Here is a 24,457-nt window from a genome sequence, read left to right on the forward strand (position 1 = left end):
CCCGTCCGGTATACTGATAGACAGCAATGCGATCGATACGACAAAGGTGGCGTCCCATGCGGTACCGAACGAGACTGACCTTGGTGTTCCTGTTGTTAATCGGCCTTTCCGTGCTGGCGGCGGGGCTGTTCTCTGCGCAGCTCTTGCGCAACAGCTACATGTCCTCGCTCGAAACCAATATGGACCGGGAGATTCGCGTGCTGCTTGCCACCTCGGACTGGGCGAAGACCGGCAGCGAGCCGGAGACGGAGGCTTACTATACGGCGCTTATCCGTGAGCTGCGGGAATCGGCGGGCTCGCGGGTGACCTATATCCGGTCCGACGGCAAGGTGCTGGGCGATTCGGACCATGATATCCAGGGCATGGGCAATCACCTGGACCGCGAGGAAATCCGCGAGGCCGGCGTCGGCCGGACGGGCTATGCCGTTCGGCACAGCGCCACGCTGAACGAGAATATGATGTATGCGGCCGAAGCGGTAGCCGATTCCTCCGGCGAGACGGTCGGATACATTCGGCTCGCCATGAGCCTGCATGCCGTCGAGGATTCCCTGCGCCGGTTCTGGCTATTCCTGCTCGCCGGCCTCGCCGCGCTCTTCGTGCTGGCAGGCATCCTCAGCTACCGGATCGCCCGCAGCATGACTCGGCCGCTGGAGAAGATCACGCGGGTCGCTCAGCAGATCACCAACCTGGACTACCGGTCGCGCGTGAACATTCGCAGCCGCGACGAGATCGGCCAGTTGGGTCATGCCATCAACACGATGGCGGAAGGGCTGGAAACCCAACTCGGGCGCATCATGGAGAACGAGAGTCGCCTGCAGAGCGTCATGGACAGCATGCAGAGCGGCATTCTCATGGTGGACCGGGAGGAGCGGGTCATGCTGCTCAATCGCAAAGCCGAGGAATTCCTCGGCTTCTCGGCGGAAGAGCTGCTCAACCACGCTTACTCGGCCGCCAACCAGCAGTATGAATTTTCCCAACTGGTTCAGACCTGCCTGGAGACCGGCGATACGCTGCGGGACGAGATGGTGTTTTATTTCCCTGAAGAGCGGATCGTGGAGGTCAGCACGACGCCGGTGCTCGACGGACAAGGCAACATGGCGGCCGTCTTGATCGTGCTGAACGACATCACGGCGGTTCGCCGCCTGGAGAAGATGCGCAGCGAGTTCGTCGCGAACGTCTCGCATGAGCTGAAGACGCCGATCGCCGCCGTCAAGGGCTTTGCCGAGACGCTCCTGAACGGAGCAATGGCGGACCCGGATACGGCGACCGCGTTCGTCAAAATCATCTACGACGAGAGCGATCGCCTGAACCGGCTGATCGGCGACATCCTCGAGCTGTCCAAGATCGAGTCGCGGCGGGTGCCGCTCACCTTCTCGCCGATCGACCTGAGCGACTTCTTGGCCACCTCGTTGCGCATGGTGCAGACCGAGGCGGACAAGAAGAACATCCGCCTTCTGTTCAAGCCGACCGCTCCGCTCTATCTGGAGGCGGACGAGGACCGGCTGCGGCAGATTCTGCTGAATCTGCTCTCCAACGGGATCAGCTATACGCCGGAAGGCGGCGAGGTGCAGGTTCGCGCCGAGCATGTTCCCGGCGAGCGGGACGATCAGGACGACCGGGTGCGGATCATCGTGTCGGATACGGGAATCGGCATTCCCAAGAAGGATGTGCCGCGCATCTTCGAGAGATTCTACCGGGTGGATAAGGCCCGCTCGCGCAGCTCGGGCGGAACCGGCCTCGGGTTATCCATCGTCAAGCACCTCGTCGAGCTTCACCGCGGCACGATCCGTGTGGAGAGCACGGTGGGAGCCGGCTCGTCGTTCATCATCGAGCTGCCGGTGCTGCATCAATGAGCGGACGGACGCTCGTAAACCGGCTGTGCTACAATAGTAAGGAAGAGACATTTTGCAGTCGATCGGGGGATCGGACATGGCGCATGAAATCTTGGTCGTGGAGGATGAGCCGACATTGTCGCGCTTGCTCACGTACAATCTGGGGCAGGAGGGCTATCAGGTTCAGGCGGTGGATCATGGGGGAGAGGGACTCCAGCTCGCCCTCCGGCATCCGTTCGATCTGATCATTCTCGATATCATGCTGCCGGGCCTGAACGGCTTCGAGGTACTGAGCCAGCTCCGGCGGCAGGGGAGCGCGACCCCTGTCATCATCCTCACCGCCCGCAACGCGGAAGAGGAAGTTGTCCAGGGGCTCCGCTACGGCGCCGACGATTACATCACCAAGCCGTTCGGGGTTGCCGAGCTGCTGGCGCGGGTCGCGGCGGTGCTTCGCCGGGTTCATCCCGAGGACGCTCCGGCATCCGGCGGGAAGGATGAGAAGGTCATTCAGGTCGGCGATCTCAAGATCTACCCGGAAAAATACGAGGTGCATCTGAACGGCGAGTCGATCCCGCTTCGGCCGAAGGAGTTCGAGGTTCTGCTCTACCTGGTGCAAAGACCGGGGGTTGTGGTGACGCGCGACGACCTGATGAACGTCGTCTGGGGCTTCGATTACATCGGCGGGCAGCGGACCGTGGATGTTCACGTCAGCTCGCTGCGCAAGAAGCTGGAGATGAATCAGGAATCCGTGCAGATCGACTCCATCCGCGGCGTCGGCTACAAGCTGATCGGCACGGTAAGGAAATGATTCCGGGCCGTTCGAGAAGGCAGACCGATGCCGAAGAGCAGAAGATACGGGGAAGTAAAATAGCGGCTTCTAGCCGCAGGATCAACGAAAACGCCGCCTGAAGAGGCGGCGTTGATTGTTGTTGGCAAAAACAAGCGGAAAGCGCGTGAAGCTTTGCCAGGCAAAGTTGCAAACGTCTATGAAAGTTAAGCGGAGGGTGCGGAATCGTTCTGGAGAAGCGCCAGCGGTCGCCTTTGTCCACGGATTTCGACCGCAGCAAGCGGTTCAAATCAAAGAAATCCGAGGACAACAGCGATTGGAAGAATGATCTGTGCCTGGAGCGACCTCTTTTTCATAGCTTCTGCATAATCAGCTACAGCTACAGCGTCTTGGCGTGGGCAACCTTACCGCCGGGAACCGGCTTGCCGGCGATCGCCCGGCTGCCGCCGGAGCGGAAGGCCAGCAGGAAGATGAGCGCGATCAGCGCGCACAGGTAGAGGACTAGGCCGTTCCAATCGAAGCGACTCAGCACCGTGCCGCCGGACCAGCCGATTAGGCTGGAGCCAGCGTAATAGAACAGCAGGTAGCAGGAGGAGGCCTGCGCCTTGTGCTCGCGCCTCGCCAGAACGCCGACCCAGCCGCTCGCGACCGAATGGGAAGCGAAGAAGCCGAAGGCGACGAGGGCGACGCCGATGATCTTCAGCACGAGCCGATGGTCGAGCGTCAGCAGCACGCCGGCCGTGAAGACCGCCAAGGCCAGCGCGATCACGTAAGGCAGGGGGAAGCGGTCGGCCAACCGGCCGAACAGAAGCGAGCTGTAGGTGCCGAACAGGTTGACGGCGAACAGGAAGCCGAAGACCGTCTGGCTGAGGTTATAGGGAGCCCGGGTGAGCGGATAGCCGATGTAATTGAGAATCGAGATATAGACGCCCATGAGCAGGAAGCCGATGGCAAACAGCCGGAGCAGGTCGCGGTTCTTCAGATTGACCAGCATTTCGCGCGACCAGACCGCCATGGAGGTCTTCCTGGCGACGAAGTTGCGCGAGGCCGGCAGGTACCGCCAGAACCATAAGCTGCAGGCCAGGCTGAGGCTGCCGAGCAGGATGAGCGCAATCGGCCAGGAGAACAGGTCGGTGAGCGCGCCGATGACAATCCGGCCGACAAAGCCGCCGATCGAGGTGCCGGCGACATAGATGCCCATGATCTTGCCGATCGACTTTGGCGAGAATTCTTCATTGAGGTAAGCCATGGCCACGGCGGGAAACCCGGCCACGCTGATCCCTTCCAGGAAGCGGATGACGAGGAACCAGTCGAAATCGCGAACGAAGGCGGAGGCGATGGCGAGGAGGGAGGTCGTCAGCAGCGATGCGCTCATGATCCGCTTGCGGCCCCAGCGGCCCGATAGGATAGAGACGAACAGCAAGCTTACGGAGAGGGCCATCGTCGTCACCGAGACGGCGAGACCGGCGGTGCCGGGCGAGATTCCGTATTCCTTCGAGAACAAGCTGATGAGAGGCTGAGGGCTGTACATGATCGCAAAGCTGACGATGCTGCCGAGCAGCATGCCGATCGCTGCCCGCCGGTGGGTCCGGCTGCCGATTTCCACATAATCCATACGTCAAGACTCCTTCAAAAAATAAGCAAGATCTGGATGATTCCGGTTGACAGGTACCAGTATAGAACCGGTAGAATAGAATCGTCCAATGCATTATTTACATGGATTTCATATAGCTGATGTAATGAATGGAGGCTAAGGCATGGAGTGGCAGCAGCTTGAATATTTCCAGACCGTCGCCCGTCTGCAGCACATGACAATGGCCGCCGAGTCCTTGTCCGTCTCCCAGCCGGCGCTCAGCCGCTCGATCGCCCGGTTGGAAAAGGAGCTGGGCGTGCCGCTGTTTGAGCGCAGCGGCCGCTCGATTGCGCTCAGCCGCTACGGCAAGCTGTTCCTCGAGCGGGTGAACCGCATCCTGCGGGAGTACCAGGAGGGGCGCAAGGAGCTTGCGGACCTGCTTCACCCGGACCATGGCGAGGTCTCCCTGGGCTTCCTGCATACGCTAGGGTACGAGCAGATTCCTTCGCTGATCGCCGATTTCCACAGGCGGTATCCGCACATCCAGTTCCAGCTGCACGAGCACAGCACGCCGCGGCTGCTTCAACAACTGGAGGAAGGGGACATCGACCTGTGCATGGCTTCTCCGCGCGACACCGCTCTCCGCTTTCATTGGGAGGAGCTGTGGCACGACGAACTGTGCGTAATCGTGCCACAGCGTCACCGGCTGGCAGAGGCGGGGAGCATCCGATTGAACGAGATTCGCGACGAGCCGTTCATCCCGTTCAAGAAAGGCTTCGGCATGCGCCACATCACCGACGAGCTGTGCCGCAAGGCCGGCTTCGAGCCGACCATCGCCTTCCAGGGCGACGAGGTGACGACCATCGAGGGCTTCGTTGCGGCCGGACTCGGCGTAGCGATCGTACCCAACCAGAAGAGCCTGAACCGCGAGGAGGTTGCCGTTCTCTCGGTGCGGGAGCCCGTCTGCCGCCGGCTGATCGGAATCTCTTGGGTGGAAGGCCGTTACCTCAGTCCCGCCGCCGTCCGATTTCGCCGGTTCGTGATCGAGCGGTACCGGGGCGGACACGGGAACGCAGACGGACAGTAGCGGCCGGAAACGGAAGCGGCAGCGGCAGCGCAAAAAGGCCCCGCAGGCGATTGGCCTGCGGGGCGGGCATAGCGGAGTGCTCCCATTATTTGGACCACTCCAGCATCTTCTTGCGGTATTCGTTCGGAGAGCAGCCGTTGTATTTTTTGAACAGCTTGTAGAAGTGGGCCATATTCGGCATGCCGATGGTCTCCCCTACCTCCGCGATGCTCTTGTCCTCGGTCAGCAGATAGCGCTCGGCGCGTTTGATCTTCTTGAAGTTGACATACTCCAGGAAGGACATGCCGAGCACCTTCTTGAAATACTTGACGAAGTAATAGTAGCTGATGTTGGCGATCCGGCTCGCCTCTTCCACGTGAATCTTGTCCTCGATATGCTCCTCGATGTAGGACAAGACCGGCTTCAGCCGCAGCACCTCGTTGCTCTCGGGATGCACCAAGAGCTTCCGGCTGTCGTTGCGGAGAATGGTCAGCAGGATCTTCTTGATGAGCAGGCTGACGGCGATCTCGTGGCCGGGGTCCTTGGACTGCGACTCGCGGTAGATCTCCTGCACGCAGTAGTGTACGGTCTCGCGGGCTTCCCGGCTCTCCTTGAAGATGTAGTTCAACCGGCTGAACGGAAAGTCCTGCTCCAGGAAGAAACGATGGTAAGGCAGGATGCTCGGTTCCATGTAATATTGCATATCGAACTGGAAAACATAATAGCGGGCATTGTCCGCCAGAATCCGGTCGCGGTGGAGCTGGGAGGAGCCGATGACCAGCACGTCGCCGTCGGTCATGTGGTAATAGCCGTCCTCGGTGTGAATCTCGAACTCCCCGTTCAGGACGACAAGAATTTCCATTTCCTTGTGGTAATGCCAATTGCCCAGAGAGCTGACGCCGCGATCCGCTTCGAAGATTCTCATGCAGAGAAACGGATCTTCGTACGGGATATTCTCTTTAAAGATTTCCATAAGGCCCCCCGATGCCAAAAATACATACAAGATCAACCAGAATAAACATTTCGCTTCGGTAAAGCGCTTGCTATACTTTATTGTAGTATGAAAGACTGTCCAGGGAAAGTTGTTTTTCTACCGAAAAGGAGGACATTTTTACATGTCGAAGAAATTGAAGGTTGGAATCATCGGCTGCGGCGGTATCGCGGTCGGCAAGCATCTGCCGAGCCTCGCTAAGCTCAAGGATACGGTCGAGTTGGTGGCCTTTTGCGATATCGTCGTCGAGCGGGCCGAGAAAGCCAAGGAACAATACGGCACCCCCGATGCCAAGGTGTACGAAGATTACCGGGAGCTGCTGAAGGACGCCGGCCTTGACGTCATTCATGTCTGCACGCCGAACGACTCGCATGCTCCGATCACCATCGCTTCCCTGGAAGCGGGCAAGCACGTCATGTGCGAGAAGCCGATGGCCAAGACCGCCGCGGACGCCCGCCGCATGCTGGAAGCGGCCAAGCGCACCGGCAAGAAGCTGACGATCGGCTACCAGAACCGGCTGCGTCCGGACAGCCTGCACCTGAAACAGGTTGCCGATTCCGGCAAGCTCGGCGAGGTTTACTTCGCCAAGGCCCATGCGATTCGCCGCCGCGCGGTTCCGACCTGGGGCGTCTTCCTGGATGAAGAAAAACAGGGCGGAGGTCCGCTGATCGATATCGGGACGCACGCGCTCGATCTCACGCTGTGGATGATGAACAACTACAAGCCGGTGTCGGTCACCGGTTCGGTCTTCCGCAAGCTGGCCGACCGCGAGAACGCCGCCAATGCCTTCGGCCCTTGGGACCCGAAGGAGTATACGGTGGAGGATTCGGCTTTCGGCCTGATCAAGTTCGAGAACGGGGCGACCGTCTACCTGGAGTCCGCCTGGGCGCTCAATACCCTCGACGTGAAGGAAGCGCGCGTGACCCTTTGCGGCACCGAAGGCGGAGCCGACATGGAAGACGGCCTGCGCCTGAACGGCGAAGAATTCAGCCGCCTTTGGGAAACCAAGGTGGACACCCAGGCCGGCGGCGTAGCCTTCTTCAGCGGCGGCGCGGAAACCGATGCCGAGAAGGAAGCCCGGCTGTGGACCGAAGCCATCCTGGAGGACAAGGACCCCGTCGTTCTGCCGGAGCAAGCGCTGGTCGTCTCGGAAATTCTCGAAGCGATCTACGAATCCGCCAAGACGGGCAAGACCGTCTACTTGAACCAGAACTAAACAACCGTTCGGCATTAAAGCCGACCGAGGCTGTCCGATCCGCTCCGATGCGGGATCGGACAGTCTTTTTTTTGGCAAAATCTCTCCGATTGATTGCAATTCGGTCAGCAGCATGCGGACAATCTATGATAAAATCACAGAAGTGCGACTTTTCCATGCTTGCGGAAAAGCCGATCGTTCAAAATGCCGTATGCAAATGAGGGACCTAATGATGAAGCACCGCATCGTCTTCACCGGCGGCGGTTCCGCCGGCCATGTTTCGGTTAATCTCGCCCTGATTCCGGAATTCCTCCGGGAAGGCTGGGACGTGCATTATATCGGTTCCGAGAGCGGAATCGAACGGGAATTGATCGGGCGCCTTCCCGACGTTCGCTATCATCCGATCTCGACGGGCAAGCTGCGTCGGTATCGGTCCATCGAGAACCTCAAAGACCCGTTCCGGACGCTGAAGGGAGTCGGCCAAGCCGTCCGGCTCATCCGCAGGATCAAGCCCGCCGTGATCTTCTCCAAGGGCGGGTTCGTGGCGGTTCCGGTGGTCCTGGCCGGCTGGCTCTGCCGCGTGCCGGTCGTCATTCATGAATCCGATATGACGCCGGGGCTGGCCAATCGGATTTCGATTCCGTTTGCCCGCCGGGTCTGCGTCACCTTCCCGGAGACGCAGGAACACATTCCGCCCGCCAAGTGCGAGTGGATCGGCGCCATCGTCCGGCCGGAGCTGTTCCAGGGGCGGGCGGAGCGCGGCTTTCGTATGACCGGCTTCCGGCCCGGCACTCCCGTGCTGCTGATCATGGGCGGCAGCCTGGGAGCAAAGAAGATCAACACGGCGGTTCGCGCCGGCTTGTCCGATCTGCTCGCTCTCTGCCAGATCGTCCATCTGACGGGCAAGGGACAGATCGACAATACGCTGCATCGGTACGGCTACGTGCAGTACGAATACGTCAATGAGGAGCTTCCCGACCTGCTCGCCATGACGGATTGCGTCATCTCCCGGGCGGGCTCCAATTCCATCTTCGAGTTCCTTGCGCTGAGGATGCCGATGCTCCTGGTTCCCCTGTCCAAGGAAGCGAGCCGGGGAGATCAGATCTTAAACGCCCGCTCCTTCGAAAAGCTGGGCTATGCCGCCGTTTTACCCGAAGAGGAGCTGACTCCCGAGGCGCTTAAGCTTAAGTTAAAGCAACTGATGACCGACCGCAAAGCCTATCAGGCGGCGATGGAGCGGTACGACGCCAAGGAAGCGCTCGCCAAGCTGAAAGGGATTATTGAAGCGTCGGCCAAGAACTAACTACTCGTGAAATGAGCGTGATGCAAGTGCTTCGCCGGTTTTTCTCGTATTACCGGCCTTACAAGGGCCTGTTTGCTTTGGATTTCTCCTGCGCGGTCGTGGCCGGACTCTTGGAGCTGGCCTTCCCGATTGCCGTCAATGCATTCGTCGACAAGCTGCTGCCCGGCAAGGACTGGGGACTCATCCTCATGGCCTGCCTCGGCTTGCTTGCCGTCTATCTGCTCAATACCGGGCTCCAGTTCATCGTTACCTATTGGGGACATATGCTCGGGGTCAACATCGAGACGGACATGCGCAAAAAGCTGTTCGACCAGATTCAGAAGCTGTCCTTCCGCTTCTTCGACAACACGAAGACCGGGCATCTGATCGGCCGCATTACCAACGACCTGAACGATATCGGAGAGATGGCGCACCATGGGCCGGAGGATATATTCATCGCCGTGATGACCTTGATCGGCTCCTTCGTGCTGATGTTCTCGATTCATCCTACCCTGGCGGTCCTGACGTTCCTGGTCATTCCCATCCTGGTCTGGGTGGCCTACCATTTCAGCCGCAAAATGACCGGAACCTACCGCAGCCTCTTCGCAAGCGTCGGGGATTTCAACGCCCGGGTGGAGGATAACATCGGCGGCATCCGCGTGGTGCAGGCCTTTGCCAACGAGGAGCATGAGAAGAAGCTGTTTGCCGCGAACAACGGCCAGTATCGGCTGACCAAGCTGCTCGCTTACAAGATCATGGCCAAGAGCTCGTCGATCACCTACATGATGATGCGCATCGTCTCGATGTTCGTCATGATCGCCGGCACCTGGTACGTGCTGAGGGGTGAGTTGACCAACGGCCAGTTCGTCGGCTTCCTGCTCCTGACCAACGTGTTCTTCCGGCCGATCGAGAAGATCAACAACGTCATTGAGAGCTACCCGAAGGGCATTGCCGGCTTCAAGCGCTATGTCGAGGTGCTGGACACCGATCCCGACGTGCAGGATTCGCCGGATGCCGTCGAGGCGGCCGACCTCAAGGGCGAGATCCGTTATCGCTCGGTCTCCTTCGGCTACGAAGAGGACAAGAAGACGCTCCGCAACATCAACCTGACGATCCATGCCGGGGAGACGGTAGCCTTCGTCGGACCCTCGGGCGCGGGAAAGACCACGCTGTGCAGCCTGCTGCCGCGCTTCTACGACGTCACGGAAGGCGGCATCACGATCGACGGCACCGACATTCGTTCCTATACGCTCGCCTCGCTTCGCCGCCAGATCGGGATCGTCCAGCAGGACGTGTTCCTGTTCTCCGGAACGATCCGTGAGAATATCGCCTACGGCAAGCTCGACGCGTCGGAGCAGGAAATCCGGGAAGCGGCCAAGCGGGCGAAGCTCGACGAGATGATCGCCCAGCTTCCCGAAGGGATGGATACGGTGATCGGAGAACGCGGCGTGAAGCTGTCCGGCGGCCAGAAGCAGCGGCTCGCCATCGCCCGGATGTTCCTGAAGAACCCGCCGATTCTCATCCTCGATGAAGCGACCTCCGCGCTCGATACCGAGACGGAGGCGGCCATACAGCAATCCTTGGCCGAGCTGTCCGTCGGCCGGACTACGCTGGTGATCGCCCACCGGCTAGCCACGATCAAGAACGCCGACCGGATCGTGGTCGTCACCGAAGACGGCATCGTCGAGGAAGGCCCCCACCGCGAGTTGGTCGCCGCAGGAGGCATCTATTCCCGGCTGCATACCGCGCAGTTCGGAACCTGAGGCCAAAGAGCCCCAACCTACTTGCTGTACATGCCGGATCGCTGAATCCGGCATTTTGCTTTTGCCTCGATTTGAATGTCCGGGAACTTCTCGTCCCAGCGGTTCTTGACCTTTTCCCATTCCTTCGGATACTTGCGATGGAACATCTGAGCCATCTGGAGCGCGTCAACATGATATTTCTTTTGCAGATTGGACATGGTGTTCTCCAGGTCTTGGGCGATCATTTGGCCGCCCTTCTTCGCGATCGTCTGAATGGCACCGGGGTCGGCCATGCGCAAATTGGACGAATTTTGCACGATGTAGGCTTGGGCGTCGACCGAGATTTCAAGGCTCCATTTGTCCTTCTCGATCTTGGGCTTGAAGCTGGCGGAGCTGCGAAAGACATGCAGGTCGACCGAGTCATCCTGCAGATCGCCGTCGAGCGGCACGGTCAGGTTAATCCAGCGGCTGTGGTTCTCCGCCCAGAGCATGCCCCGCGTCTCCTCCACATCCAAATACCCCTTCATGACTCCATCCTCGAGCAACGCACATCCGCGAATGGTAGGGAGGCCGCTCTTCTTGGCATTGTCCTCGCTTACCTTGATATAAGGTAGGGCGATGGCATGGGATTCGCCGAATACGCCTTCGGCCAGATCCTTCAGGTTGCGGTCGATGCCGTATTGCTTCTCTACCAAATACATGATGCCCAAGGACGAGCTGATCTCGATCAACGGCTGAAGGCCGAGAAGCTTCTTGGCCGTGCCTTCGCAGACGAGAACCCGGGTCCGCTCGCGGGTTTCCGAGAAGCGCAGAAAAAAGTCCATCTCATTTTGAATTCCCCGTTTGGCCGCGGCTTCGCCGAAAATAAAGGTTTTGTTATGTCCCCAAAACAGCGTTCGCGGCAGCTTGCGCTGCAAATTCTGAATGGCTTCAAACAGGGTATCTCCGCTGCCGCTCATCACGAGCGTCTGACCGGGAGTCGCTTCGGACGGGTTGTTCGGGTTGCCTCCTCCCGAGGATTTGCCGGTGGAGTTAAAGAACTGGGCCGTGACTTCGATTCGGCCGTCCGGCAAAGCATCGATGCCGCCTCCGAGCACGATCAGGATCGTATTGACTTCGTCCCGGTTCCAGCAGCCGGCGAGTCCGACCGCCAGCGTCGCGGAGAGCAGACACAAGAGCAGTCGCCGTCCAGAGCTTATCATGGCGTCGCTCCTTTTTTTTGCGGCCGGGGCAGGCGAATCGCCGCAATCAGCCAGAAGAGGAGGGGGGCCACCAGCAGAAAGAATAGAAATATCGCAGGAGCCACGGTGGTTAAGAATTTGGACAGCGTCTCCAAATTGGGGGCGAGGAAGACGCTTGTGGTAAGAATAACTCCGCCGATCGGGGCGACGAACGGCCGGTAATCGGTCCATTTGACCCAGTTGGCGATATTGCTCACCGATAGAAAATAGAACACGGACAGCTTGATGACGAGAGCCGCCACCCAGACCGTCATGGCCGCTGCTTCGACGTGTTCGAAGAAATTGGCGTAACTGATGAATCGGGTGGCGACCAAGAAAGGAAAGCTCAGGTGTTTGGTCAGCACTCCGAAGATAAACAGCGAACTGGCATTCACTGCGATCAGCGTACCGACCACAAGCGCAACGGAGCCGAACAGAGCTTTCAGCGGTTTGGAATTTTGGGGCAGGTGGGGCAGCAGATAAGCCGCCAGGGAAAATTCCGCCAGCCAGCCCTGCGGCACATAGGACCCGCTCAGGGAAGCCAGCGGGCCGAATTCCATGATCGGCAGCGCGTTTCTCGTCTCCATGACCGGGTACAGCAGCACGATCGTGAATAAGGTCAAGGCAACGAGCGGCAGGCCGAAGAACACGGAAAGCCGGGCGAGCACGGGAATTCCCTTATACACGGCGTAGCCGCTGACGGCCAGGACGCTGGCGATAACGACGATCATCGGCGTCCGATCCAGGAACGGGCCGATGATGAATTCCGCGTATTCCCGCACGACCAGGGCCGCCAGGAAAATGTGGAGGATCACATAGATGAACCCTGCGACCTTGCCCGCAATCTTGCCGAGCAGCTTGGGGAAATACTCAATCGGAGTGAGCCCGGGGAAATAGTCATGCAGTCGGTAGGCCACATAGAACGCCAGCATGCCCGTGGGCAGCGACCACAACGGGCAGAACCACATATCCGTTCCGGCTCTTCTCGCCGTATCGGCAGGAACGACCAGGAGCGCCGTGGTGATAATGGTGTTGTACATCAGGAGCGACAGCTGAAAGACGGACAGTTTGCTTTTGGTCATTTGGTGCCGTCCTCCTTAGGGCTTGCCGCATTGCCGGTGCTGTAGCTGGGCTTTCTCTGTGGGCGGGCGCTGAGAAACGGCCGGTTGCTCAGCTTGCGGGACGTTCCCCGCCACAGGGTATCCTGCAGTTCTCCCGCCCGCTGGAGACCGAAGTAGGGAACGCCGAACGACGTCAGCCCCGCCATGTGGATGAGAACCGTGACAAACCCGAGCACAAAGCCGATCAGACCCAGCATGCCGGACACCAGCATGATCGGAAACCGCAGCATGCGAAGCGGAATGCTTAGAGCGTAGTGAGGCACCATGAAGGAAGCGATCCCCGTAATCGCTACGACCATGACCATCGGCGGCGAGACGAGGCCGGCGGAGATCGCCGCTTGGCCGATGACCAGCGCGCCGACAATGCTGACGGCGGAGCCGATCTGCTTGGGCAGCCGCAGCCCGGCTTCGCGCAGCGCCTCGAACATCAGCTCCATGAGGAGCGCCTCGACCAGCACGGGAAACGGCACCTGCTCGCGGGTATTGGCGATGGTGAGGAGCAGGCTGGTGGGGATCATCTCCTGGTGAAACGTGACGATCGCCACATAGGCCGCCGGGAGCAGGAGGGCGACCATCAGGAAGAGATAGCGGAGCAGACGGGAGGCGGTGCCTTTGATGGCATTGTCATAGTCCTCCGGAGATTGCAGGAAGCTGAAGAAGTTCCCGGGGGCGATCAGCACGAAGGGAGTCCCCTCCGTGAAGATCGCCACCCTTCCTTCGAGCAGATGGGAGGCGACGACGTCCGGCCGTTCCGTGGCGAGCAATTGCGGAAAAGGCGAATAGGGGTCGTCTTGAATCAGCTCCTCGAGAGTGCCGCTCTCCAGGATATGGTCGTACCGAACCGCTTCCAGCCGCTTCATCACCTCGGCGAGCAGCTCGGGAGCGGCCAGGTTCTGCAGATAGGCGACCGTCAGCGGCGTTTTGGCGACCAGCCCGGTCTCGACGGTCTTGGTCTTGAGCTCGGGGGAACGCAGACGCCGGCGGAGAAGGGCCAGGTTGGTCGCCATCGTCTCGTTAAAGGATTCATGGGGCCCCCGAACGACGTTCTCGGCCGACGGCTCCTCGATCGCCCGCTGATTCCAGGACGCGAGGCCGAAACACAGGGCATCCGTTCGCTCGTCCACGAGGAGCACAGGGTTTCCGCTGAGAATCATTTGAACGACTTCCTGCTCGCTTCGGAGGAGCGTAACTTTGCCGACCGGGAGATTGGTGACCAGAAAATCCGCAGCCTGCGCTTCCTCCCGGCTGATGCCCTGAAGAGGAATCAGGATGCCGCGCTCGACCCGCTGAAGGTCGCACATGTTCTCGATATAGATCAGTTCCGCTTGCAAGGAGCTTCCGATGGTAAGCGGGTGAAAGACGATGTCCGAGCTGTCGGAGAACAGGTTCTTCAGCCGCTGGACATTGACCGCCAGCGTGGCGGACAAATCGCTCTTGTCCAATTAAAAGTCCTCCTTCGCGCGCGAAAAAGTCGAGACAGGGAATGATTGCCTCTATTGTGCGCATCCCGGAGGATGAATATGTCACGGCTCACCCGGTTTAGAATTTACATTCCCTTAACCTGGAGAGGGTTTCTCGTTAACACAGCGCCGGTATGATGGATTCGTAGGCAAGATAGAAAGAGATATCGAATAGCGAGAAGGAGGACATGGACACATGTCGAAAAAATGGTTGAGTCTCTCGGTGGTACTGGTGTTGGTAGTGGGGTTGCTGGCAGCTTGCGGAAACAAAGATAACGGCAGCGCGGCATCCTCGTCTCCCTCTGCAAGCGATACGGCGTCTTCGTCGCCTTCCGATTCTCCCGCTTCCGGCGGCGAAAAGATAGAAGGCAATGTAACGGCATCCGGTTCGACCGCGCTTCAGCCTCTGGTCGCGCTCGCCGGTGACAAATTCATGGCCGAACACTCCGGCGTAGATGTGAAGGTTACGGGCGGCGGCTCCGGTACCGGCGTGAAGAACGTGGCCGGCGGCGTTTCCGACATCGGCAACTCGGACGTCGAAGCCGACGCCCAATATAAGGACGCGCTCGTCGATCACGTGGTCGCTCTCGCTCCCTTCGTTCTGATCGTGAGCAAGGACGTGACGATCGACGGTCTGACCAAGCAGCAGGCGGCCGACATTTTCACCGGCAAAATCACCAACTGGAAGGACGTCGGCGGCGCAGATAAGCCGATCAACCTGATTCACCGTCAGGAAAGCTCCGGCTCGCGCAAGCTCGTCAAGAAGATCATCCTGGACGGCGCCGAATTTGCAACGGGCGGCGTAACCCAGGAATCCAGCAAGACGGTTGCCCAGGCGGTCGCTCAGGGGCAAGGCGCCATCGGCTACGTGGATGCTCCTTACGTAACGGAAGCCGTCAAGGGCCTTAAGCTGGACGGTGCGGAGTTCAACAAGGACAATATCGCCAGCGGCAAGTATATCCTCTACGGCATTGAGCACATGTACACGAAGGGCGAACCGCAGGGTGCGGTCAAGGCCTTCCTGGACTACATCACGAGCAAGGAATTCATCGAAAGCCCCGACGCCGAAAAGCTCGGCTTCCTGCCGGCCGATTTGGTTAAACCCTAAACAAAGCGGATGGAGGGCGCATCCGATTCCAGCTCGAAGAGCCTCTGACCAGAGGCTCTTTTTTTAAACTCTGCCGCGAGCTCCCGCCGTCTTTACAAGGGCTTAATGTTTACACCGAGTTAACAAAGGATTGCTTCTCTATTAACACTTGTTTTCTATGATAAAGAGGCAGCTAGAACCCATTAAGCGTCTATCCTTGTAGTGGAGGTTTTCAAATGTCCGTTATTACGGAGCGGCACGGCCGTCAAGCGGAGCGAAGCGGAGGAGAGCGGGGCACGGCCTGGTCCAAGCGGCAGGCAAACCGCGACCGCCTCATGCGCGTCCTGTTCACCGGGAGCGCGATTCTCGTTTCCGTCGTGATCTTTTCCATCATCCTCTTCGTCGGCTTTCAGGGCAGCAAGACGTTTCGCGATGTGTCCGTCGCCGAATTTTTCTTCAGCAGCAAGTGGAGCCCGTCGGCCGATTCGCCCTCGTTCGGGGCGCTGCCGTTCCTGTACAGCACGCTTCTCCTGGCCGGGCTGTCCATCCTGCTCGCCGTTCCGCTCGCCTTGTCGGGCGCCGTCTTCATGGCGAAGATCGCGCCGCGCTGGATGCGCGAAATCATGCGCCCGGCGGCCGATCTGTTCGTCGGTATCCCGTCGGTCGTCTACGGCCTGATCGGACTTACCGTCATCGTGCCGTTCCTCGGCCGCGTCTTCCACGGCTCCAGCAGCGCCGGCTACGGCATTCTCCCGGCCGCCATCGTGCTGGCCGTCATGATCCTGCCGACGATTCTGTCGGTCTCCGAGGATGCGCTTCGCTCGCTTCCCGGCCCGCTCCAGGAAGCGTCGCTCGCGCTCGGCGCCACCCGCTGGCAGACGATCTGGCGGGTGCTGCTGCCCGCCGCCCGCCCCGGCATCCTGACCGGCGTCATTCTCGGCATGGGCCGGGCGATCGGTGAGACGATGGCCGTGTTCATGGTCATCGGCAACGCGCCGGTCGTTCCGAAGTCGCTGCTCGATTCCACCACCGTCTTGACCACGGCGATCGTCAAGGATATGGCGAATACCTTTTTCAATACGACCTGGAACAATGCCCTCTACCTGATGGCGCTGGTCTTGCTGCTGCTGTCGCTTGTGCTGATTCTGCTCATCCGGTTCGTGGCGGGAAGGAGTGAAGGGAAATGAAGAAGACCCGTTCCCGGCTGGCGGACCGCATTGCGACGCTGTATTTCTGGGTCGCCGGCATCGTCATCATCGGCATTCTCGGCTGGTTTCTCTATGACATTCTCGGCAAGGGCCTGCCTCAGCTCTCCTGGAAATTCATCACCGGGCGTCCCTCGGAGGTCTCGGCCGGAGGGGGCGTCGGCCCGATGCTGTTCAACTCCTTCTATATCTTGTTCCTGTCGCTCGTGATCTCGCTGCCGATCGGAATCGGCGCGGGCATCTATCTGGCGGTCTACGCCCGCAAAACCCGCTTCACCAATCTCATTCGGCTGTCCGTCGAAGCGCTCGCGTCCGTTCCGTCCATCGTCTTCGGCTTGTTCGGGGCGCTGCTCTTCGTCAGCTGGTTCGGCTGGAAAATCTCCATCGTCAGCGGGGCGGCGACGCTGTCGCTCTTGAACCTGCCCGTCCTGGTCCGGGTGACCGAGGAAACGCTGCGCACCGTGCCCGGCTCCTACTGGGAAGCGTCGCTTGCGCTCGGCTCCAGCCGCTGGCAGGCAATTCGCAAGGTGCTGCTACCCTCGGCGCTGCCGGGGCTCATCACCGGGATCACGCTCGTCGCCGGACGCGCTTTGGGCGAGACGGCGGTGCTGATCTACACGGCGGGCACCGCGGCTTCGCGCCACTTCCCCGATTTTGGGCTCAAGGAAATGGGATCGACGCTGGCGGTTCACCTGTGGTATTCCGGCAGCTCGTCGCTCGCCCCGGACGCGGCCCAAATCGCCCAGGGCAGCTCGGCGTTGCTCGTTCTGATCGTGCTGATCTTCAATCTGGCCATCGCCATTCCGGGCCGGATCGTTCAAAAAAGATTGACCGGAGGGAAATAATTCATGGCTGAAGCGAGTAAGATTCAGGTGGAAGGCTTGAACTTGTTTTACGGCGACAACCAAGCGCTGTTCGATATCAAGCTCGGCATTGAGGCGAATTCGATCACCGCGCTCATCGGGCCGTCCGGCTGCGGCAAGTCCACCTTCCTGCGCACCCTGAACCGGATGAACGACCTGATCGAGAGTGTCCGCATCACGGGCAGGGTGCTGGTGGAAGGCGAGGATATCTATTCCCCCGACACGGATGTGGTTTCGCTGCGCAAGCGCGTCGGCATGGTCTTTCAGCGGCCGAACCCGTTCCCGATGTCCATCTACGACAACATCGCGTACGGCCCGCGCATCCATGGTGTCAAGAAGAAGGCCGTGCTGGATGAGATCGTCGAGCGCAGTCTGCGCCAGGCCGCCCTCTGGGAGGAGGCCAAGGACCGCCTGAACAAATCGGCGCTGGGCCTGTCCGGCGGGCAGCAGCAGCGGCTGTGCATCGCCCGGCTCCTCGCCGTCGAGCCCGACGTGCTGCTGATGGACGAACCGACCTCGGCGCTGGACCCGATCTCGACCTTGAAGGTGGAGGAACTGACCGGCCAGCTCAAGGAGCAGTATACGATCATCATCGTCACCCACAACATGCAGCAGGCGGCGCGCATCTCGGACACCACCGCGTTCTTCCTGAACGGGTATCTTGTGGAAGCGAGCAATACGGAAAAGATGTTCCAGACCCCGAGCGACAAGCGCACGGAGGATTACATTACCGGACGGTTCGGTTAAGGAGGATCGCGGATGGATACGAGATCAAGCTATCACCAGTCGCTCGATGAGCTCCAACTGGAGCTGCTCGCGATGGGCAGGCTGGTGGAGGAGCAAATCCGCCAGTCGGTGGAATCGCTGAAGCAGGTAGATGCCAAGCTGGCGCGGGATATCGTCGAGATGGACGACACGATTGACGCGATGCTGATGAAGATCGAGGAGCGCAGCCTGAAGCTGATCGCGCTCCAGCAGCCGCTGGCGAGCGACCTGCGCATCATCGGCATGGCGATGAAGATCGCCGTCGACATGGAGCGCATCGCCGACCATGCGGTGGACATCGCCAAGGTCACGCTGCGCATGGCCGGCGATGCGCTGGTCAAGCCGCTCGTCGACATTCCTTACATGGCGGAGCTGGCGATCGACATGCTGCGGGAATCCATCCGTTCGTACACGGAGCACGACATTCAACGGGCGGCGGCGCTCGCCGAGAAGGACGACCAGGTCGATAGCCTCTACAGCAAGGTGCTGACCGAGCTGACCGGCATGATGGGCAGCGATCTGCGGGTCAACCGGCAGTTGACCCATCTGATGCTGGTCTCGCATTACATCGAGCGGGTGGCGGACCATACCACGAACATCGGCGAGGGCGTCATCTACATGGTGACGGGCAAGCGCAAGGACCTGAACGTGTAGTGGAGCGGAGCTCGGCGACGGGCTCCCCGGACCAATAGCCCCGACCATCGGCGTTAAGCCGGCGGCCGGGGCTTCGTCATGCCCACGGATGCGGAATAGGAGCCGTGCAAGTCGGTTCGGTCGCCGAGTCATCGCAGCGGCACGGCGATCAACATGCGGGCAGTTGAGCCGCCGCTCAGCGCTTTGGCGCTGCGTCGCTCCAAGCTACCGCAGCAGCTCGGCGACCTGCTGCAAGCTCGCCGCCTCGAGCAGCCAGCCCTTGGCCTGCCGGACGGCCGTCGGCGCTCGGCCGCTGCCCGGCCGAAGCAGGCAGGCGTCCATGCCGACACCGAGAGCTCCCGCGGCGTCCTTGGTCCGGGAATCGCCGACCATAAGCGCCTCGCCGGGCCGAACCCGGAGAGCGGCGAGCGCCCGGACGAACGGCTCCGGCGCGGGCTTGCCGCGGCTTCCGGGCGGAGCGGTGAACACCCGGTCCGGCGGGAAGAATTCCGTTAAGTCCGCCGCCGTTACCCGCCGCAGGATCGCCTGGCGGCTCCCGTTGCTGATGAGGGCGACTTGATGCGTTCGGACGATCTCGGCCAGGGCTTCCCGGGTTCCGGGAAACAGCTTCGGATGCCCGGCCTGCCGGTCGCGGATGGCGTCGTCCAGACGGCGAATCAAGGCGGGACTGCGGCTGAAGGGCAAGCCCTCCAGCGCCTTGGCGAGAGCGGCTTCCCGGAGTGCCTTCCTTCCGGCGCTGCCCCCTGGCGGGCTGCGGCGTTTGAGCTCGCGGCGATAGCGGCGGAGCGCCTCCAGCGCCAGCGCCCCGGCGTCGTCCGCCCAGCGCCCCGCCGCGTCTTCCAGCTCGGTCCGACAGGCGTCGTCGAAGGCGCCGTCCACATCGAGCAGCGTCCGATTCAGATCGAAACAGACCGCCTTCTTCCGGCCGGTCCGCTTCCAGGCTTCCAGGCTCATGCCGCTCCCCCTCCGAATTCGCTTATGCCTCATGAATATGCATCGCGGAATTCTTTTATCCGGCGAAGCCGTTATGCTATGATGGCTCTAGAACCTGTAAACGAAGAGGTGTGTCATGGACAAACTCGTATTGATCGACGGGAACAGCATCGCCAGCCGGGCGTTCTACGCGCTTCCCCTCCTGAGCAACTCATCCGGTTTACATACAAACGCGGCTTACGGCTTCACGACCATGCTCCTGCGGCTGATCGAAGAAGAGCAGCCGACCCATTTCCTCGTCGCCTTCGACGCGGGTAAGATTACTTTCCGCCATGCGGGCTACCAGGAGTACAAGGGAGGCCGGGCCAAGACGCCGCCCGAGCTGTCCGAGCAGTACCCTTTGATCAAAGAGCTGGTGAAGGCGTTCGGCATCGCCCAGTTCGAGCTGGAGGGCTATGAGGCGGACGACATCATCGGCACGATGAGCCGCGTCGGCGAGGAAGCGGGCATGGAGGTCGTGATCGTCTCCGGCGACAAGGACATGCTCCAGCTTGCATCCGAGCAGGTTACGATTGCCCTCACCCGCAAAGGCATCAGCGAGACGGAACGGTTCAATCCGGCGCACATCAAGGAGGTTTACGACCTCGTTCCCGACCAGATCCGCGATCTGAAGGGCCTCATGGGCGATTCGTCCGACAACATTCCGGGCATTCCGGGTGTCGGGGAGAAGACCGCCCTCAAGCTCTTGGCCGAGCATCCCACGGTGGAAGAGGTGTTGGAGCACGCCGATGCGATCAAGGGCAAGCTGGGGGAAAAGGTGCGGGCCCACGCCGACGACGCGCGCATGAGCAAGGAGCTCGCGACGATCTTCCGCGAGGTGCCGATGGACATTTCGTGGGAGGACAAGCGGTTCGAGGGCTTCGACGGGCCGGCGCTTGCGTCGCTGTTCCGCAAGTTGGAATTTAAATCGCTCTTGGACAAGCTGGATTTCTCCGCCGGTTCGACCGGAGCATCGGCGGACGGCGCGGAGGGAGCCGCCGCTCCGGCACCGGCCGCTCCGACGCTGGAGACGGTCGTTCTCACGGCCGGGAACCTGGCCGAGTTTGCGAAGAGCGGTCTCGCCGGCGTCGAGGCTCTGCATGTCGAGGCGGCCGGGGATAACCCGCATACCGCCGAGCTCATCGGACTCGCCTTCGGAAGCGGCGAGACCGGCTACTTCCTGGAGCCGGAGCTGCTTGCCTCACCCGAGGCGGAGCCGATTCGGGCCTGGCTGGCCGATCCGGCCGTGCCGAAGACCGTCTGCGACATCCACCGGGCCAAGGTGGTTCTGGCCTGGCGGGGCGTGCCGCTCGACGGCTGCTCGTTCGACGTGGCATTGGCCGCTTACCTGCTCGATCCGACCGATTCGACGCTGACCCTTCCCGCCATGCAGGAGAAGCTCGGGCTTGCCGCCATGGCGGACGATGCCGAGGTCTTCGGCAAAGGCGCCAAGTTCAAGGTTCCCGCTCAGGATGTCCTGAGCGCGCACCTCACCGCCAAGACCGCCGCCATCTCGGCCGTGGCTGCCCTCCAGAAGAAGGAGCTGGAGGAGAAGGGGATGTCCGGGCTCTTCTTCGACCTGGAGCTGCCGCTCGCGGGCGTCTTGGCCGATATGGAGCTGACCGGGATGAAGATCGCTCCGGATGTGCTGAAGGAGATCGGCGACGAGCTCAAGGAACGGATCGACGTGCTCATCGCCGACATCTACCGCCATGCCGATACGGAGTTCAACCTCAACTCGCCCAAGCAGCTCGGCGAGATTCTCTTCACCAAGCTCGGCCTGCCGGTCATCAAGAAGACGAAGACCGGCCCCTCCACCGACGTGGAGGTGCTGGAGCGCCTGCGCAGCCGGCATGAAATCGTCGCCCATATCCTCGATTACCGGTCGCTGTCCAAGCTGCAGTCCACTTACATCGAAGGGCTCCTGAAGGAGGTTCGTCCTTCCACCGGCAAGATCCACACCTTTTACCGGCAGACGATTACGGCCACGGGCCGGCTCAGCAGCCAGTATCCGAACCTGCAGAATATTCCCATCCGGCTCGAAGAGGGGCGCAAGATCCGCAAGGCGTTCGTCCCGTCCGAGCCGGGCTGGCGAATCCTCTCGGCGGACTATTCGCAGATCGAGCTCCGGGTGCTGGCGCATATCTCCCAGGACGAACGGCTGATCGACGCCTTCCATCACGATATGGACATTCACACCCGGACGGCGATGGACGTGTTCGGCGTTTCCGCCGATCAGGTGGACCGCAACATGCGGCGTTCCGCCAAGGCGGTCAATTTCGGCATCGTCTACGGCATCAGCGATTACGGCCTGTCGCAGAATCTGGACATTTCCCGGGCCGACGCCGCCCGGTTTATCGAGCGGTACTTCGATATTTTCCAGGGAGTCCGCAAGTACATGGACGAGATCGTGGCCAGCGCCCGCCGCGACGGCTATGTGACGACATTGTTGAACCGGCGCCGCTACCTGCCGGAGATCAACGCCTCCAATTACAACCTGCGGTCTTTCGCGGAACGAACGGCGATGAATACCCCGATCCAGGGGACGGCCGCCGACATTATCAAGCTGGCGATGGTGCAGATGGCGGAGCGGCTGCAGGAAGAGAAGCTGAAGACCCGCATGCTGCTCCAGGTGCATGACGAATTGGTCTTTGAGGTTCCGGAGGACGAGGTCGAGCGATTGGAGCGCCTCGTTCCGGATGTGATGGAAGGCGCGCTTGCTCTCGACGTTCCGCTCAAGGTCGAGGTGGAATCGGGAGCCGATTGGTACGAGGCCAAGTAATTCGTCTCTGCCGACCGAAAGCAAGGAAAACGGCGGAAACGGAAGCAAACCGGTGGTCACCTTTCCTCGGATGCGGTATGCTTAAGAGAGTCCCGTCCGTCTCCTCCTCAACCGGAGGGGCGGAGCGGGGCAATACCTTTAGCGCAAGAGAGGAACATGGCCATGCCGGAGCTTCCCGAAGTGGAAACCGTCGTTCGAACCTTAAACCGGCTAGTCGCCGGTAAAACCATAGACCGGGTAAGCGTCCTGCTTCCCCGGATCATTCGCCGTCCCGCCGAGCCCGAGGCTTTTGCTGCGGCTCTGTCCGGACAAACCATTCAGCGGATCGAACGCAGAGCCAAGTTCATTCTGTTCCGGTTGGACGGCCTGACGCTGATCTCCCACCTCAGGATGGAAGGCCGTTACGGCGTGTACCGGGCGGACGAGCCGGTGGAAAAGCATACTCACGTCATCTTCCACCTGACGGACGGAACCGAGCTTCGCTACCGCGATGTCCGCCAATTCGGCACGATGGACATCTTCCGCACGGGAGAAGAATTGAACCTGCCGCCCCTGCATAAACTGGGTCTGGAGCCGCTTGATCCTTCCTTCACGGCGGCTCTGCTCGAGCAGCGGATCGGAACGAAGTCGACCAAGCTCAAGCCGCTTTTGCTGAATCAGGAAGCGATTGCCGGGCTCGGCAACATCTATGTGGACGAATCGCTTCACCGCGCCGGTCTCCATCCCGAGAGGCCGGCTAATTCGCTGTCGGCCGGGGAGTGGGAGAAGCTGCATGAAGCGATCCGCTTCGTCCTGCAGGAAGCCGTAGACGCCGGAGGCACTTCCATCAAATCCTATGTCAACGGACAAGGCGAGATGGGGATGTTCCAGCAGCGGCTGCTCGCCTACGGACAGACCGGCAAGCCGTGCCAAACCTGCGGCCACCTCATCGAGAAGACGCGGCTCGGCGGCCGGGGAACCCATTACTGCCCCAACTGCCAGACGCTGTCCCAACCCGGCCCGACCCAGCGGGCCCGCTGAGACGGCCGACCTGATGCCGCTCGCCCGCGAGAGAGTGCCCAAAGTAAACGGCACGATTCCGAGCGCCCTGCCATATGTTGAGATTGACCGCCGTCTGCGGTTAATCTGCCGGCCTCCCGCCGGCATGGGAGGGCAACGTGATGCCGCCGATCCTGTCCCTGTTGATCCTGGCTTTCGCCGTAAGCCTAGACGGCTTCGGCGTCGGAGCCATGTACGGCCTGCGCAAGATTCGAATTCCGCTGATGTCGCTCGCGATCATATCCCTCTGCTCCGCCGTCGTGATTCTGGCGTCGATGAAGCTGGGCGTATGGCTGCTTCGCTTCATCCCGGTCGCCGCCGCGAAGGATATCGGGGCATTGATCCTGATCGCGATCGGCGTCTGGACCGTAATTCAGGTGAGCCTGCAAAAAGACGAACCGAATCGCCCGGACGGGAAACACGCGACGGCAAACCCGGAGAATCCGCCGGAAGCGGAAGGAGAGCCTAAACCGCTGTTTACCTGGGAATGGAAGCGGATGGGCATCGTGATTCAAATTATGCGAACCCCGTCCGCCGCCGATATGGACCGCTCCGGCGTCATTTCGGCCTCGGAAGCCGGACTGCTCGGCATCGCTCTGTCGTTCGACGCTTTCGGCGCGGGAATCGGCGCCGCGCTGATCGGGTACCCGCCGCTCGTCACGGCGGCCTTCATCGCCTGCTCAAGCGGCTTGTTCATCGCCTGCGGACTGAAGGCGGGATTTCGCTTTTCCGACCTCGGCTGGGTCCGGCGGCTGTCCGCCATGCCGGGCGTGATATTGATCCTCATGGGGATTCTGAAGATGCTGTAAGGAGGGAACCGCT

At 60.7% G+C, this 24,457-nt stretch carries 20 protein-coding genes; 14 read left to right on the forward strand and 6 right to left on the reverse strand.

Annotated elements, in window-relative coordinates:
- Window positions 1–56 precede the first annotated feature (56 nt).
- Together pnpS and ACSEXS_RS04170 are read left to right on the forward strand one after the other, a co-directional pair.
- The gene (pnpS, locus tag ACSEXS_RS04165) at window positions 57–1,853 is read left to right on the forward strand and encodes a two-component system histidine kinase PnpS (RefSeq protein ID WP_438431921.1); all 1,797 of its coding nucleotides are present in this window, start codon (window positions 57–59) and stop codon (window positions 1,851–1,853) included.
- Window positions 1,854–1,929: 76 nt separating this feature from the next.
- On the forward strand, window positions 1,930–2,640 hold the full coding sequence (locus ACSEXS_RS04170; protein WP_438431922.1) for a response regulator transcription factor: 711 nt from the start codon (window positions 1,930–1,932) through the stop codon (window positions 2,638–2,640).
- A 358-nt stretch (window positions 2,641–2,998) separates the two neighbouring features.
- Here ACSEXS_RS04170 and ACSEXS_RS04175 read toward each other — a convergent pair whose 3' ends face one another.
- Entirely contained in the window at window positions 2,999–4,234 is a 1,236-nt protein-coding gene (locus ACSEXS_RS04175; RefSeq protein ID WP_438431923.1) for an MFS transporter, read from the reverse strand.
- A gap of 142 nt (window positions 4,235–4,376) precedes the next feature.
- Between ACSEXS_RS04175 and ACSEXS_RS04180 the strand changes: the two genes are divergently transcribed.
- Window positions 4,377–5,279, forward strand: coding sequence for a LysR family transcriptional regulator (locus tag ACSEXS_RS04180; protein WP_438431924.1), 903 nt, complete (start codon window positions 4,377–4,379; stop codon window positions 5,277–5,279).
- A gap of 85 nt (window positions 5,280–5,364) precedes the next feature.
- Here the strand turns inward: ACSEXS_RS04180 and ACSEXS_RS04185 are convergent, their stop codons facing one another.
- A complete protein-coding gene (locus ACSEXS_RS04185) occupies window positions 5,365–6,231 on the reverse strand; it encodes a helix-turn-helix domain-containing protein (protein WP_438431925.1) in 867 nt (288 codons plus the stop codon).
- Window positions 6,232–6,373: 142 nt separating this feature from the next.
- Here ACSEXS_RS04185 and ACSEXS_RS04190 point away from each other — a divergent pair, with 142 nt between their 5' ends.
- The 3 genes from ACSEXS_RS04190 (at window position 6,374) to ACSEXS_RS04200 (ending at window position 10,489) form a co-directional block, all read left to right on the forward strand.
- On the forward strand, window positions 6,374–7,465 hold the full coding sequence (locus tag ACSEXS_RS04190; RefSeq protein WP_438431926.1) for a Gfo/Idh/MocA family protein: 1,092 nt from the start codon (window positions 6,374–6,376) through the stop codon (window positions 7,463–7,465).
- Window positions 7,466–7,676: 211 nt separating this feature from the next.
- Entirely contained in the window at window positions 7,677–8,747 is a 1,071-nt protein-coding gene (murG, locus tag ACSEXS_RS04195) for an undecaprenyldiphospho-muramoylpentapeptide beta-N-acetylglucosaminyltransferase (RefSeq protein WP_438433078.1), read from the forward strand.
- 11 nt (window positions 8,748–8,758) lie between these two features.
- Complete coding sequence (locus ACSEXS_RS04200; RefSeq protein ID WP_438431927.1) at window positions 8,759–10,489, forward strand: ABC transporter ATP-binding protein; 1,731 nt, start codon at window positions 8,759–8,761, stop codon at window positions 10,487–10,489.
- Window positions 10,490–10,506: 17 nt separating this feature from the next.
- Here ACSEXS_RS04200 and ACSEXS_RS04205 read toward each other — a convergent pair whose 3' ends face one another.
- The 3 genes from ACSEXS_RS04205 to ACSEXS_RS04215 are packed head-to-tail and all read right to left on the reverse strand — an operon-like array spanning window position 10,507 to window position 14,251.
- Entirely contained in the window at window positions 10,507–11,670 is a 1,164-nt protein-coding gene (locus ACSEXS_RS04205) for a Ger(x)C family spore germination protein (RefSeq protein WP_438431928.1), read from the reverse strand.
- Window positions 11,667–12,770, reverse strand: a complete 1,104-nt coding sequence (locus tag ACSEXS_RS04210; protein WP_438431929.1) for a GerAB/ArcD/ProY family transporter — start codon at window positions 12,768–12,770, stop codon at window positions 11,667–11,669. The genes ACSEXS_RS04205 and ACSEXS_RS04210 overlap by 4 nt, the downstream gene beginning before the upstream one ends.
- Complete coding sequence (locus ACSEXS_RS04215; protein ID WP_438431930.1) at window positions 12,767–14,251, reverse strand: spore germination protein; 1,485 nt, start codon at window positions 14,249–14,251, stop codon at window positions 12,767–12,769. The genes ACSEXS_RS04210 and ACSEXS_RS04215 overlap by 4 nt, the downstream gene beginning before the upstream one ends.
- A 214-nt stretch (window positions 14,252–14,465) precedes the next feature.
- Between ACSEXS_RS04215 and ACSEXS_RS04220 the strand changes: the two genes are divergently transcribed.
- The 5 genes from ACSEXS_RS04220 (at window position 14,466) to phoU (ending at window position 18,843) form a co-directional block, all read left to right on the forward strand.
- Window positions 14,466–15,377, forward strand: coding sequence for a phosphate ABC transporter substrate-binding protein (locus ACSEXS_RS04220; RefSeq protein WP_438431931.1), 912 nt, complete (start codon window positions 14,466–14,468; stop codon window positions 15,375–15,377).
- Between the two features lie 314 nt (window positions 15,378–15,691).
- Complete coding sequence (pstC, locus tag ACSEXS_RS04225; protein ID WP_438433079.1) at window positions 15,692–16,543, forward strand: phosphate ABC transporter permease subunit PstC; 852 nt, start codon at window positions 15,692–15,694, stop codon at window positions 16,541–16,543.
- A complete protein-coding gene (gene pstA / locus ACSEXS_RS04230; protein ID WP_438431932.1) occupies window positions 16,540–17,406 on the forward strand; it encodes a phosphate ABC transporter permease PstA in 867 nt (288 codons plus the stop codon). Before pstC ends, pstA begins: the two co-directional genes overlap by 4 nt.
- Before the next feature lie 3 nt (window positions 17,407–17,409).
- Window positions 17,410–18,171: a phosphate ABC transporter ATP-binding protein PstB gene (gene pstB / locus ACSEXS_RS04235; RefSeq protein WP_438431933.1), complete on the forward strand. Its 762-nt coding sequence runs from the start codon at window positions 17,410–17,412 to the stop codon at window positions 18,169–18,171.
- A gap of 12 nt (window positions 18,172–18,183) precedes the next feature.
- Complete coding sequence (gene phoU, locus ACSEXS_RS04240; RefSeq protein WP_438431934.1) at window positions 18,184–18,843, forward strand: phosphate signaling complex protein PhoU; 660 nt, start codon at window positions 18,184–18,186, stop codon at window positions 18,841–18,843.
- Window positions 18,844–19,047: 204 nt separating this feature from the next.
- On the opposite strand, the gene ACSEXS_RS04245 is transcribed toward phoU, so the two are convergent.
- Entirely contained in the window at window positions 19,048–19,797 is a 750-nt protein-coding gene (locus ACSEXS_RS04245) for an HAD family hydrolase (RefSeq protein ID WP_438431935.1), read from the reverse strand.
- 115 nt (window positions 19,798–19,912) lie between these two features.
- Here ACSEXS_RS04245 and polA point away from each other — a divergent pair, with 115 nt between their 5' ends.
- The 3 genes from polA (at window position 19,913) to ytaF (ending at window position 24,444) form a co-directional block, all read left to right on the forward strand.
- Window positions 19,913–22,597 (forward strand): DNA polymerase I, encoded by a 2,685-nt coding sequence (polA, locus tag ACSEXS_RS04250; protein WP_438431936.1) that lies wholly within the window; start codon window positions 19,913–19,915, stop codon window positions 22,595–22,597.
- A 162-nt stretch (window positions 22,598–22,759) separates the two neighbouring features.
- Window positions 22,760–23,617 (forward strand): DNA-formamidopyrimidine glycosylase, encoded by an 858-nt coding sequence (gene mutM, locus ACSEXS_RS04255; protein WP_438433080.1) that lies wholly within the window; start codon window positions 22,760–22,762, stop codon window positions 23,615–23,617.
- 140 nt (window positions 23,618–23,757) lie between these two features.
- A complete protein-coding gene (ytaF, locus tag ACSEXS_RS04260) occupies window positions 23,758–24,444 on the forward strand; it encodes a sporulation membrane protein YtaF (protein WP_438433081.1) in 687 nt (228 codons plus the stop codon).
- Window positions 24,445–24,457: the final 13 nt, after the last annotated feature.

The organism is Gorillibacterium terrae, from assembly GCF_051594785.1.
GTDB lineage: Bacteria > Bacillota > Bacilli > Paenibacillales > NBRC-103111 > Gorillibacterium.